Below are 12125 nucleotides of genomic sequence, written 5' to 3' on the forward strand. Positions count from 1 at the left end.
AAGCGATCAAAGGTTCGTCGGGTTGCCCGGATCGGTCTTCCCCTTCTCTGCGTTTTCGCGCTGGTCCCCAAGATCTTTGCGGTTATCGCCCTCGGTGATCTGCGCTTCGCCTTTGAGCTTTTTCGCATCGTTGCCCGTTATCGAACCAACGCCTTTGTTGACATATCCTTTCAGCTCTTCCTTGATGCCCTCTGTTTTATCGTTTGCCATTCCAATCTCCGTTAGCGGTCCTTGATCGAGGCGTCGCTCCCTTCATGGGTACGATGCCGCTCTGCGTCGAATCGCATACGGCATGCCGTCGCCGGCGCGGCGCGATTTCACGTGTTTTGGGGCATGGCATGACAGGCATGCCGGATGCAATACGTCGTCCGTCGCGGTCACGGTGATTGCGACTCCGCGTGAACGGCTTATGGATACGGCAAATTTCGAACTGTGGGGTCAGCCGCGCCCGTTCAAAAGGGATGGGGAAGTGCGTGTGCTGGTGGTGGACGACAATGAAAGCGCCCGAGGCGCTATTGCGGCTTATCTGACGCTCGAAGGGATGCACGTCTGTGCTGTCGCGGGATACTGCGAGGCGTTGAGCGCCTCCGCGGACTGGAAGCCGGACGTCGCAGTCCTGGATATCATGATGCCTGTTCATGACGGGTTCCAGACTGCACAGGCACTGCGCGACCGGTTCGATGACTACGTCGGCATTGTTGCTTTCACGGCGACGGACAGCTCGTTCGTGAAGTCGCATCCTGCGAGCCGCTTCCTATTCGATGGATATTGCCAAAAAGGCACGTCTCCGGAGCGCCTCGTTCGAGTACTGGAAAGTCTGCTGGCTAACAAGGCACACCGGCAATCGGCGAACTCAAACTTCGTCGGATCGAACGATTCGCTGGCGATGAACCCTACCGGAAGGTCGTGACAGGCGCTTGCCACACGCTCTGTGCGGCAGTCGACGAGCGCTTGGCCTGTCAGGTTTCCCTCCCGGCGTCCGACAAGAGAATGTCACGGGCTGCATCGAGTCTGCCTATTGCTGCGTCATGCGCATCGGACGGCTGCAGGTTGGCCAGTGTCTCACGCGCCCGCTCGATCGCCTGAGCGACGTCGCGCAAGACAATATTGATCATCGTCTGTTCAGTGGCTGTTGCCTCAAGCGTTTGTCCCTTCTCCATCCAGTGTGCCCCCTTTGCGATTCCAGTGCCTGCCGGACGGGGCGGCATCCCGCGTGCCAGCACCTGCATCAGGAGGCACCCCGGCGAAGCGTTCGCCGTTATGGGCGAGTTCGATGGATTCTCGGCGCCATTCGGTTAGACTGCGGGTTTCAGTCGGTGGTCCGGCTGCACAGCGTATGCGGCCTTTGAAGGGTCACACATGTGACGGGTCGACGCTAACTCTCACTCACGGATTCATGCAATGGATAACACGCTTGCGCGGTTAAGCAGCGACGTTCCTGGACTCGACGAGATCTGCGGCGGCGGGCTGATTGCAGGCTCGTCGTACATCATCCAGGGGCGTCCAGGCGCGGGCAAGACGATCCTCGCGAACCAGATCGCATTCGCTCAGGCTCGGCGCGGCAGCAAAGTGCTTTATGTGACGTTGCTCGCGGAATCGCACGACCGCCTGTTTCAGTCACTGTCTGCGCTCGACTTTTACGACGCCGCGCGGGTCGGCAAGGATCTGACCTATATCAGCCTGTTTCGCACGTTGCTGGAGGAGGGGCTGGATGCGCTCGTCGCGACGTTGCGCGGCGAACTCGCGCGCCAGAAGGCGAGCATTCTGATCCTCGACGGACTGCTGAACGCGCGCGAAAGTGGCCAGAGCAATCTCGACGTCAAGACCTTCGTGGCGGAACTCCAGGGCCACGCCGCATTCACCGGCTGTACGGTGCTCTTTCTGACGAGCGCCAGAATCGACGAGTCCAGCCCGGAACACACGATGGTGGACGGCGTGCTGCAACTGGAGGAAAGACTGTCCGCATCACGCACTGTGCGGCAAATCCGCGTTGCCAAATCACGCGGCAGCGGCGCGTTGGGCGGGCTCCATCTGTTCGAAATTTCGCGGCGGGGAATTGACATCTATCCGCGTCTCGAGGCGGCGCTCGCCTCGCCGTCGTCTGCCGAGCGGCCCGTCACGACGCGGCTCGGGACGGGCGTTGCGGGCCTTGACGAACGCCTGGGTGGGGGGCTGCCGCATAACTCGGTATCGGTGCTCGTCGGACCGGCCGGCAGCGGCAAGACGACGTTCGGACTGACGTTCCTGAAGGAGGCGACGCCCGAGCGTCCCAGTGTGCACTTCGGCTTCTATGAGACGCCCGAACGGTTGTGCACGAAAGCACAGGCGCTCGGGATCGATTTTCAGGGGCTGGTCGCATCGGGTGCGCTGAAACTTTTGTGGCGCCCGCTCACCGAGAACCTGCTCGACAAGCTTGCCTACGATCTCCTGCGAGCGGTTCGCGAAACCCGCGCGGAGCGGCTGTTCATCGACGGACTGACGGGTTTCGAACGGGCGACGGTTGACCCGCATCGGGTGGTCGAATTTTTCTCCGCGCTGACCAACGAACTCAGAGCCGTCGGCGTGACGACCGTCTGCACCTGGGAGGTGAAGGAGTTGTCGGGTCCGTGGGTGACGAATCCTTCGCCCGAAATTTTGAGCCAGCTGGACAACGTGATCGGTATGCAGCACGAGATGACGGGCGGCACGCTCAAGCGCAGTATCACGGTGCTGAAGGTCCGCGATAGCGTCTTTGACACGTCAGTGGCAGAAGCCGTCATTTCGAAGGCGGGCATGGGTCTGCAGGTGACGGGGACGATGCCGGGCGGCGGCGCGGCGGTCAGACGTGGGGCCGGACAATAACCAGGCGTGAGCCCAGCGCATGACTACCCTGGTTGTCGTCGATGACGAATCCCTGATTACCGACTTCCTGACCTTCCTGCTGGAGGGAGAGGGATATACGGTTCATGTCGCCGCAAACGGCAAAAAGGCGATGGACGTGGTCGGCCGCGTGCATCCCGCGCTTGTCATCACTGACCTGATGATGCCCGTGATGTCTGGCCTGGAGCTTGCCAAAGCGTTGCGGGGGAATCCAGAGTTCGTATGCTTGCCCATCATTCTGTGTAGCGCCGCGTCTCATGCTGTTGCGCAGGAAGACCAGCATCTGTTTTCGGCGATCCTTCAGAAGCCACAGGCGCCCGCTTCGCTGCTCGACATCGTGGCTCAGCACGCCCGGAAGGTGGAAGGTGAGGGCGCAACCAGTCGCGATGCGCCATAACGCGGGCGCAGCGTGTCGTGTCCGGACAAGTGTGAAGCACGTGTCCCTTTTCGGTTTCAGCCAGACATCTTTGCGGTAGCGAGCAGTTCATGACGCGAGTCCTCCTTGTCGACGACGAACCAGAAGTGCTTGAGGCCTGGAGCTTCGGGCTGGAATACGTCGGCTATGACGTAGAGCGTGCTCGCGACGGCCGGCAGGCCCTCGCCGCGATTCAGCGCCAATCGCCCGATCTGCTGATCACGGATCTCATGATGCCCGGCATGAATGGCGAGGATCTGTGCCGCGCGCTCCGTGACCAGCCCCGCTGGGCGAACATCCCCGTTCTACTGCATACGTCTGCCTATGTGGGCGCGAACGACGGTATTGGGCTGTGGGATGCCGTGCTTCGAAAACCCGCGCGGATGGAGGATTTTCTCGCAACGGTTGCACAACTTACTCGAGGGTGACCGACCATGCACGGCAGTCAGCGCGCGACGCGATACGCCGCACATCAGGGGCGACCGTGATCGAAAAGCTCCCAGACGGCGCGGCCGCGCATGACCGCGCGAAAACGGATGCCGGGCTGTTCGACAGGTTGCCCGATCCGTATCTGGCGCTAGACGGCGCGCTGGCCATCGTGACGGCGAACGCCGCCTGGCGCAAACTGTTTGCACCGGGTGATCTGCGTCAGTGCGAACAGTTAATCCGTGCGCTGGTGATCGAGCTGCACGCGGGCGGTCGCAGAGTGTCGCCTGTCTTCCGGCTGGATGTGCGCACGGAAGAAACGGACGAAGGCGGAGCACGGCCGCGCTACTGGCAAATGCATGCCTCTCTTCTTCCCGCGACGCCGAATGAGCCGGCGCTCATCGCCGTGCGCTTCGACGATGTCACCGCGCACACGCTGAAGGAGGAAGAGGACCGGAGGGAGAAAGCGCTGCTGCGCTCGCGCGCGAGGTTGCGCCAACTTCTCGTCAAGGACGCTGGACAGCGTCGCGATGATCATGCGAGCACATTTGAACAGGCACTCGCGAGAACAGGAGTCGGAGTCTGGCAGGTCGACGTGACGAGCGGCATCATCGACTGCAGCGAACGATGCCTTCGCGACCTCGGCGTCGGACGGACGGCCGCCTTGACGAAAGAGGGCCTGTTGGGCGAACGGACAGGGCGCTTCGTCGCCAACTGGAGAGCGTTGCAGTCCGGCCGCCCCGTTGAGTTCGAGCTGAAGGTCCAGGCGTCCGAGGAGCGCTTTCGCTGGGTGCTGATTCGCGGGATCGGGCAGTTCGACGAGGATGGCACCATGCGCTCGGTGGTGGGATTCACTCTGGACATCACAGGACGCAAGGAGCATGAACTGGAGCTCGACGCGCTCGCGGACTCGGAGCGAACGGGACGCGAGCGTAGCGATGCTTTTGCGAAAGCGATGGACCAGTTCATTGCCGCCGTCAGCCACGAGCTGCGATCTCCCCTCAATGCGATCGTTTCATGGGCCGAATTGCTTCAGCTTGCCGCCGATCCCGCCAGTGTGGTGCGCGCGGGTGAAGCGATCCGGCGCAACGGCCGGCAACTCTCCCGCATGGTCGACGATCTGCTCGACAGCGGCGCGGTCGGCACGGGCAAACTGTCGATGAACATGCAACCGGTCGATCTGGGCGCGCTTACCGCAACGGTGGTGGAAGACGCACGCAAGCTGATCGAGCATAAGGGCTTGCGACTGGGCACGTCCGATATCTTTCCTTGCACGGTCATGGCGGACGACAACCGGATGAAGCAGGTCGTCTGGAATCTGCTGACCAACGCGGTCAAGTTCACCGACGCGGGCAGCATCGAAGTGTCGGTCATCCTCAAGGGCGATTGCGCCGAGCTGGTCGTCCGTGATACGGGACGCGGCATCGAAGCGGACGCGTTGCCATTGATATTCGACCGGTTCCTGCAGGTCGCGCAGAACTCGGGTGGCCGCGTCGGCGGCCTGGGGCTCGGGTTGTGGCTCGCGAAGCACATCGTGAACCTGCATGCCGGCACCATCACCGTTGTCAGCGACGGGCTGGGGCAGGGTGCCTGCTTCGTCGTCCGGATACCTGCGATGACGTCGCATATCGGCTGATGCCTGCGCAAGCGGTTGCACTAGGCGACCATGGCGTGAAATTCAACTGGCGGCAGCTTTTTCTTCAAACGTTCGATGCGCGCGAAATGGCTGGCGACGACTGCCAGTCGCGTCAACGCTGCGATTCTCACGTCCCAGTAGGCGGGCGGGAACTGCGCGGCAGCGCTCATGTGCGAGACGAGCCGTTCGAGATGGGATAGCTCCCACTCGACGAGGTGCGTATGGTTCACTTTTTTTTTGGGGTGGTTATTGTCGTTGCGGACACCCGCCTTTTGCGGCTGCTAGGTGAAGAGGCTGGCCGGTCACATCCGGATCGACGCGTTCGATGTCGCGCCGAACACTGCATCAGTCGGCGAGGCGCGCAGGCGTTTTGGCCGAAGCGGACACAACGGGCTCCTCTCAGTTGCGCTTGAGACGGTTAGCTGTTGCATTCATTCGCGCCGGTCGTCGGCAAGCCGTCATCGTCTCGCCCGCAACTACCGTCTGGTGACCTGAGCCAGCCGGGATGGAGCAGAGCAATCCGCGTGCCTGATACGGCGCCGGAACGGCACTCTCCCATGTCTGCGAGCGCTTCTCAGCGTTTGTCCGGTAGGCGCGCATTAACCAGTGGATTGGAGCCCGCGGAAGAAGTGCGGAAGTTGGTCGCCTTGGGTACGCCTTTGCGCGCGGGCGGTAAGGTTGCACGCTGGTCGCTTCGAAGCGCGACGACAATCGACAGCCTCCGTATGACTTAAGGGATGCTGAATAACGACTCGCCGTTCATTCAGAGTTTGTTTTGTCCGCGAATCGCGCCTGCTCGCGGACTGTCTGGTTGGCCCCGCCGCTCAAGTCATGGCTCTTCGAATCGCCCCTTTGTTTGTCATTTCGGCGTCTTCATCTTTGCCGTTTTCATTTGCCCTGTACTCGCTCAGCCGGTTGTAAATCGTCTTGAGGCTGATGCCTAACACCTCCGCCGCACGTGTTCGATTGCCGCCGCAATGCTCCAGCGTGGCAAGTATCAGTTGACGATCCACATCTTCGAGCGCCGTGCCGAACGGAATCGTGACCGTCGAGCGCATGGCAAAAGGCTCCAGCGATATCTGTACAGGAACAATGGCTGTTTCGTGGGTCTCGGGGCGCGACATGATGTATGCGCGCTGCACATAATTTTTCAATTCCCTCACATTGCCGGGCCAACGATAAGAGAGCAGCGTATCCTTGATTGCTGTCGGAAAGTGCTTTTTCGTACCGTGCTGGTCGTTTAGTTCATCGAGGAACGACTGTGCGAGCAACTCGATATCGTTGCCACGTTCGCGCAAGGGCGGGAGGCTGATGGGGACCACGTTGAGGCGGTGATACAGGTCGAGCCGCAGCTTGCCCTCGGCGACGGCCTTCTCCGGATCGCGATTGGTCGCGGCTATCAGACGCACGTCGGTGCTGATTTCTGCGGTCGTTCCAACGCGCATGAACATGCCTGTTTCCAGTACTCGAAGCAGCTTGACCTGGAGTCCGATCGGCATTTCAGTGATTTCGTCGAGAAACAGCGTGCCGCCATTTGCGCGCTCGAAGTAGCCTCTATGCTGCCGCTCGGCGCCGGTGAACGCGCCACGCTCATGGCCGAACATCTCGGACTCGATCAGGTTTCGCGAAATGGCACCGCAGTTCACGGCTAAAAAGTCATGCCTGTTTCGTGCGCTCAACTGATGCAACGTCTGGGCAGCGACTTCTTTCCCGGTGCCGGACTCACCCACCAGCATTACCGAGAGCGCTGTGGGCGCGACGCGCGCGATCTGGTCATACACCTGCAGCATGGCCGGCGAGTTTCCAGACATCAAGCCGAAACGACCCATGCGGCGCAGTTCGCCGCGCAGCGTGCCGATCTTGGCCTTCAGGTCGCCGGTGCGCGGCAGACGGCTCAAAATTACCTTGACCCGTTGCAAGTCGACCGGTTTCACGAGGTAATCGGCGGCACCCATTTTCAGCGCGTCGACGGCCGATTCGACGGTCGCGCGGCCAGTGACGATGACGAACTCGACTCCCTGGTGCGGATCGAGATCCTCGAACAGATCGACGCCCGTGCCGTCTGGCAGATAGAGATCGCAAAACACGACATCGGGCACCTGGCGTACGAGCTGGATGCGTGCTTCGCGCAAATCACTCGCGGTAGCCGATGTCAGACCGTCTTCCGCGATCATCGCAGCGAGTGCATTCCGGCTGTCCGGATCGTCGTCGACAATTAAAGCGTGGACCATATACGACAGTCACTTACATGATTCACAGATCAAGCAAGCGGAATACCTTGTCAATGACCACACCTGAAGCAACGCGAAGCAACTATGTCCAGAGAGGGGATCACTCCGGTAACTTGTGCCTCTTTGGACTCAAATCGATGCGTCGGTGAGTGTGCCGCGATCCCGAGCGCACGCCCATGCAATGGGATAGCTCGCTGCCGCACGCAGGGTTCACGCAGGGCAGGACTCTGGTTGCCCGTGACACGACGACGAGTGTGCGCGATCAGGATAATGAGGTATCCAGCATGTTGTCGCTCTACCGGCGTCTGCAGGTCTTGCGGCGCAGTCACGCCGCGCCGGTGCAGGGCACGATCGAGAATATCGCTGCACACGGAGATGTGCTGACGTACGAGAGACGATCGGAATCAACGACTTTTCATCGCGCTAAACATGGCTGATGAAGGTGCGGAGTTGCAGGTGCAATCAGGCGCGGTGTTGTTGTCGACGATGATGTCTCGTCGCGGTCAAGCCGTAGTTCAAGGCACTCGATGCGTACGACGTATGACCATGGAACTGCATGCATTGACGGGCGAGGCGGTTGCACGCGAGATGGCGAAGGGCGTATCGCGGCAGGAAGCGTGTTGCGCTGACCTGGCCATGGCTAATGCCCGACATCATGCTAATGCGCATTATGCGCTGTCGCACATCGAACCCGATTCGCGTAGGGCGCCGAGTGTCCCGCAAGTGGGCACAAAACAGCTGGCGTATCGGCACGTTCCCTGCTGATGGATTCACTGCATACTGGCACCTGCTCGCAGTATCCGGGCGAGAAGACGCTGCCGGTCTGCCGACGCCGGAGCGGAGGACAGGCATGAACATGAAGAAAATCGCTGAATTGCGACCGACGCAGGTAACGCACGGCGAGCGCGAAGTTCGTCAAAAGACCGAGACGTATCGCGCTTTGAGCCCGCACGACCTTGAAATGGCCATCGCCGAGAAACCGATTCCGATCGTTCTGGGTCCCGCGGCTCAATCCTATGCAATCGATCATCATCACGTGGCGACCGCGCTCTGGCATGTCGGGATCAAAACGGTCCCGGTTGTTCTGGTCGGTGACCTGTCGTCGCTCACCAGGGCGGAATTCTGGCTGACCATGGAAAACAACCGGTGGACCTATCCGTACGATCGAGAGGGCCAAAGGGTCGCGTTCGCGGACATGTACGAGCACGTCTGGCAACTGGCGGACGACGCATACCGCAGTCTCTCCGCTTCCGTGCGTGACGCAGGCGGCTACGAGAAGACGGCTGTGCCGCTTGAAGAGTTTCGCTGGGCGGATTTCTTCAGATGTCGCCTGGCGCTGCCCGAGACCGACGCGGAATTCGAGGCGCTCGTCAAGCAGGCAGTCAAGCTCGCGAAGAGCAAGGCGGCATTGGGATTGCCCGGCTACATCGGGCCGGCCGACTGAGCGAGTTGCCACGGGTCAGGGCGCGCGTCGAATCGGGCAGCAGGGCGACCGAGTCAGGTTGGACGGCGAATGGCGCCGCCATGCTGCCGCCGCTGCACGCGGAGAAGGACTTCGCGTGATGAGCCTGAACGGCAACAGGAGAGTTCAACGGAGCTGGTGGAGGAACGGACATGAAGAAGACACTCGATCGATCGCAGCGACGGCGCCTCGGGAGATGGCTGCCGTCAGCGGAGGATACGGTCGCGACATTTCGGCTTGAGCTTGCGGCCCGCGCTTACGAGCGGGGAGGCGCGACATTACGCGCGAATCCCGTGCGCGAACTTTCCGAACTGGTACAGAACGACGCGGTTCTGCGCATGGACTTCTCTAATGCAATTGCCGAGGCGCTCGAGCGAGGCTTCCAGCTAGGCTACCGCACGATTGAAGAACTGATGCTCATTATCGACTTTACGATGAGCTATGCACCGCCATTCAGCGAGTCGAGTCTGATTCATTGCCCGCTCAACGCTATCCTGGACTGGCCGATGTGTATGCCGTCGGGTTACGCACTATTCCGCGATCCGGCGCTCAACGCGCAGCTAAAACGCGTGCTGAATTGCTGGAGCGGTTATCTAAGCGGACCGCATTCGCGGCAGTACCTTCATGAGAAAGCTCCCGACGGATGGTTCAGCCCTGAAGCGGACCGACGTATCGGTCTGTCACAGTTCGTTTGCGACAGGACGCGGCCTCACTGGGGTTTTGCTTCCTGGAACGGCTTCTTTACGCGCCAGTTCGCTCCTGACGCGAGGCCGGTAGCCGCGGCGGCCGACAACAAGATCATCGTCAGTGCGTGCGAGGCGTCGCCTTACAACATTGAACACGGCATCGCGCTGCGCGATACCTTCTGGGTGAAAGCGCAGCCTTACTCGCTGCTGGACATCTTCGCCGCGCGAGATCCAGATCTCGCGCAACGCTTCGTCGGCGGATCTGTGTATCAGGCTTTCCTGAGCGCATTTAACTATCATCGATGGCACGCACCTGTCAGCGGTATCGTGACGCACGCATACGTCGTTGACGGCACATACTTTTCGGATGCAGAGGCAGAAGGGGAGGATCCGGGAGGACCCAACGATTCGCAGGGGTACACGAGCGCGGTAGCAACGCGGGCCATAATCGTCATTGAAAGCGACGATCGCGACGTTGGTCCGGTGGCATGTATCTTCGTAGGCATGGCTGACGTCTCGTCATGTCTGATCGAGGTGGTTCCGGGTCAACGGCTACTGAAGGGGGAAGAACTGGGCTATTTCCAGTATGGCGGTTCGACTGCCTGCATGATCTTTGCGCGCGATGTGATCCGGGATTTTATTCCTTGTCCGCCCTTCGACGATGACGGTCCGCCCGTCAAGATCAATGCGCACATTGCGACCGCACGTTAAGCCGGACATGAATGGCTCAAGGCAGATGACATCGCGGTGAAGGCTGGGACTATTGCTGTGCGTGGTTCTCAGGTTATGTCGCAACGCTTCGTCGGCGACCTCCGGACCTGTTGCGCTGCTGCGCATGCGTACTTTGCGTTGGGGAACGGCCCCAGTCGAGGCAGGCCGATTCGCGTGAGACACGACCGTTCACGCGTGGCTCGCGAGCACGGTCTTTCCGGATCGATTCGGGAATAACGCTTGCGATCGTGCCCGTACCCGCCGGATCAGCGGAAGTCCGAGAGGTGCCGGTCCGGACAACGTCAAGAGGGCGTAACCATGAGCGTACTTTCGGCAATCGGCCTGGGCGCAGGCCGGAAAATCCGCTACGCAATCGTGGGCGTAGGTGATATCGCGCAGGAAGCAATGATGCCTGGCGTCGCCCATACCGGGAATTCCGAGATCACGGCGCTCGTGACAAGCGATTCCGAAAAGGCCCGGAAGGTTGGCGAGCAATACGAGGTGACCGATACGTATGGTTACGAGCAGTTCGACGACATGCTCGCGTCGGGCAAGGTCGATGCCATCTACCTCGCCACACCCAACTGGCGACACGGGGAATTTGTGATGCCGGCCCTGAAGGCCGGCGTGCATGTACTTGTTGAAAAGCCGCTTGAAGTGTCGACTCAGCGGTGTCACGACATTATGGAAGCCGCTCGAGAGTCGAAAGCAAAGCTGATGGTCGCGTATCGCTTGCATTTCGAACCGGCCACGCTGGCGACCATCGAACGCATCCGATCCGGCGAGCTTGGAGAAATACATTTGTTCACGTCCACCTTTGTTCAAAAGGTCGATCCGGCAAATCATCGCGCGCACAACGGCGTCGACGCAGGCCCCATCTTCGATATGGGTCCTTATCCGTTGAACGCCGCACGGTACGTGTTCGGGGAGGAGCCGACGGAGGTAGTCTCGGCAACCGGCGTGCGACATCCCGAGGCAGGACTTGGCGATTTCGACGATACTGTCGCCGTCACCCTCCGATTTCCGGGCGATCGCCTTGCGCAGTTCTCGGTGTCATACGCGTTAAACGCTTTTGAGTCGTTTTCCGCACTCGGCACGAAGGGCAGCATAGCGATGCAGCCATGCTACACATACGGAAAACCGCTGGCGCACACTGCGATCATCGGTCAGGACGTACACACGCATTCTTTCAAAAACACGGATCATTTCGGCGGTGAGATGAAATACTTCTCGGACTGTATTCTGAACGGCACAGATCCGGAGCCGGATGCGGAAGAGGGATATGCAGACGTGCGAGTGCTTGAGGGTATCGTCAAGGCGCTGCAAAGTGGTAGCGCGGTCAAGCTTCGGCCATTCGCGCGTAAGCGGCGGATCGACACCTCCATGCAAAAGCAGACGCTGCGGGCCATTAAATCGCCCGATCTGGTAAATACGAGCAATCCGGGCGTGGGCGTCGACAAGGTTCCCAAGAATTGACTTCGGTCCATGGTGCGTTTCGTCACAGGTAGCTTTGCGTCGATGACGCTCACTTCGTAGCTTTTGCCGGGATCGTGATCGCAGACATCCCCCGACGACTGGCATCGACCGCCAGATTTTCCCGTTTCTGTAGCATTTCTGAACGGGTGCACACAGGGTGGGCGACATATACTCGTTTCATCCATCACGGGAGAGATGCGCATGGATCGGCAGCCGGCGAGCA

Annotated in this window: 13 protein-coding genes; 9 read left to right on the top strand and 4 right to left on the bottom strand. The window is 60.4% G+C overall.

Features of this window, described 5'->3' with window-relative positions; all coding sequences use genetic code 11:
* Positions 1 to 6 precede the first annotated feature (6 nt).
* Entirely contained in the window at positions 7 to 210 is a 204-nt protein-coding gene (locus QEN71_RS18980; RefSeq protein WP_201660635.1) for a CsbD family protein, read from the bottom strand.
* A gap of 199 nt (positions 211 to 409) precedes the next feature.
* Here QEN71_RS18980 and QEN71_RS18985 point away from each other — a divergent pair, with 199 nt between their 5' ends.
* On the top strand, positions 410 to 910 hold the full coding sequence (locus QEN71_RS18985) for a response regulator (protein WP_201660632.1): 501 nt from the start codon (positions 410 to 412) through the stop codon (positions 908 to 910).
* Between the two features lie 49 nt (positions 911 to 959).
* On the opposite strand, the gene QEN71_RS18990 is transcribed toward QEN71_RS18985, so the two are convergent.
* The gene (locus tag QEN71_RS18990; RefSeq protein WP_201660629.1) at positions 960 to 1160 is read right to left on the bottom strand and encodes a hypothetical protein; all 201 of its coding nucleotides are present in this window, start codon (positions 1158 to 1160) and stop codon (positions 960 to 962) included.
* A 241-nt stretch (positions 1161 to 1401) separates the two neighbouring features.
* Between QEN71_RS18990 and QEN71_RS18995 the strand changes: the two genes are divergently transcribed.
* The 4 genes from QEN71_RS18995 (at position 1402) to QEN71_RS19010 (ending at position 5336) form a co-directional block, all read left to right on the top strand.
* A complete protein-coding gene (locus QEN71_RS18995) occupies positions 1402 to 2841 on the top strand; it encodes an RAD55 family ATPase (RefSeq protein ID WP_201660627.1) in 1440 nt (479 codons plus the stop codon).
* 19 nt (positions 2842 to 2860) lie between these two features.
* Entirely contained in the window at positions 2861 to 3256 is a 396-nt protein-coding gene (locus tag QEN71_RS19000; protein ID WP_201660624.1) for a response regulator, read from the top strand.
* 89 nt (positions 3257 to 3345) lie between these two features.
* Positions 3346 to 3702, top strand: coding sequence for a response regulator (locus QEN71_RS19005; protein ID WP_201660622.1), 357 nt, complete (start codon positions 3346 to 3348; stop codon positions 3700 to 3702).
* Between the two features lie 170 nt (positions 3703 to 3872).
* Complete coding sequence (locus QEN71_RS19010; RefSeq protein ID WP_290468216.1) at positions 3873 to 5336, top strand: sensor histidine kinase; 1464 nt, start codon at positions 3873 to 3875, stop codon at positions 5334 to 5336.
* A 20-nt stretch (positions 5337 to 5356) separates the two neighbouring features.
* Here the strand turns inward: QEN71_RS19010 and QEN71_RS19015 are convergent, their stop codons facing one another.
* Together QEN71_RS19015 and QEN71_RS19020 are read right to left on the bottom strand one after the other, a co-directional pair.
* Positions 5357 to 5566: a hypothetical protein gene (locus tag QEN71_RS19015; protein ID WP_201660619.1), complete on the bottom strand. Its 210-nt coding sequence runs from the start codon at positions 5564 to 5566 to the stop codon at positions 5357 to 5359.
* Positions 5567 to 6160: 594 nt separating this feature from the next.
* Positions 6161 to 7567 carry a sigma-54-dependent transcriptional regulator gene (locus QEN71_RS19020; RefSeq protein ID WP_201660616.1) on the bottom strand — a complete coding sequence of 469 codons (1407 nt, stop codon included), beginning with the start codon at positions 7565 to 7567 and terminating at the stop codon, positions 6161 to 6163.
* Between the two features lie 176 nt (positions 7568 to 7743).
* Here QEN71_RS19020 and QEN71_RS44980 point away from each other — a divergent pair, with 176 nt between their 5' ends.
* The 4 genes from QEN71_RS44980 (at position 7744) to QEN71_RS19040 (ending at position 11902) form a co-directional block, all read left to right on the top strand.
* Complete coding sequence (locus QEN71_RS44980) at positions 7744 to 8004, top strand: hypothetical protein (protein WP_455565890.1); 261 nt, start codon at positions 7744 to 7746, stop codon at positions 8002 to 8004.
* Between the two features lie 413 nt (positions 8005 to 8417).
* Entirely contained in the window at positions 8418 to 9011 is a 594-nt protein-coding gene (locus QEN71_RS19030; protein WP_201660613.1) for a ParB-like protein, read from the top strand.
* A gap of 170 nt (positions 9012 to 9181) precedes the next feature.
* Entirely contained in the window at positions 9182 to 10426 is a 1245-nt protein-coding gene (locus QEN71_RS19035) for a phosphatidylserine decarboxylase family protein (protein ID WP_201660610.1), read from the top strand.
* A gap of 318 nt (positions 10427 to 10744) precedes the next feature.
* Positions 10745 to 11902, top strand: coding sequence for a Gfo/Idh/MocA family protein (locus QEN71_RS19040; protein ID WP_201660607.1), 1158 nt, complete (start codon positions 10745 to 10747; stop codon positions 11900 to 11902).
* Positions 11903 to 12125 lie beyond the last annotated feature (223 nt).

Source organism: Paraburkholderia sabiae (assembly GCF_030412785.1).
GTDB classification, from domain to species: Bacteria; Pseudomonadota; Gammaproteobacteria; order Burkholderiales; family Burkholderiaceae; genus Paraburkholderia; species Paraburkholderia sabiae.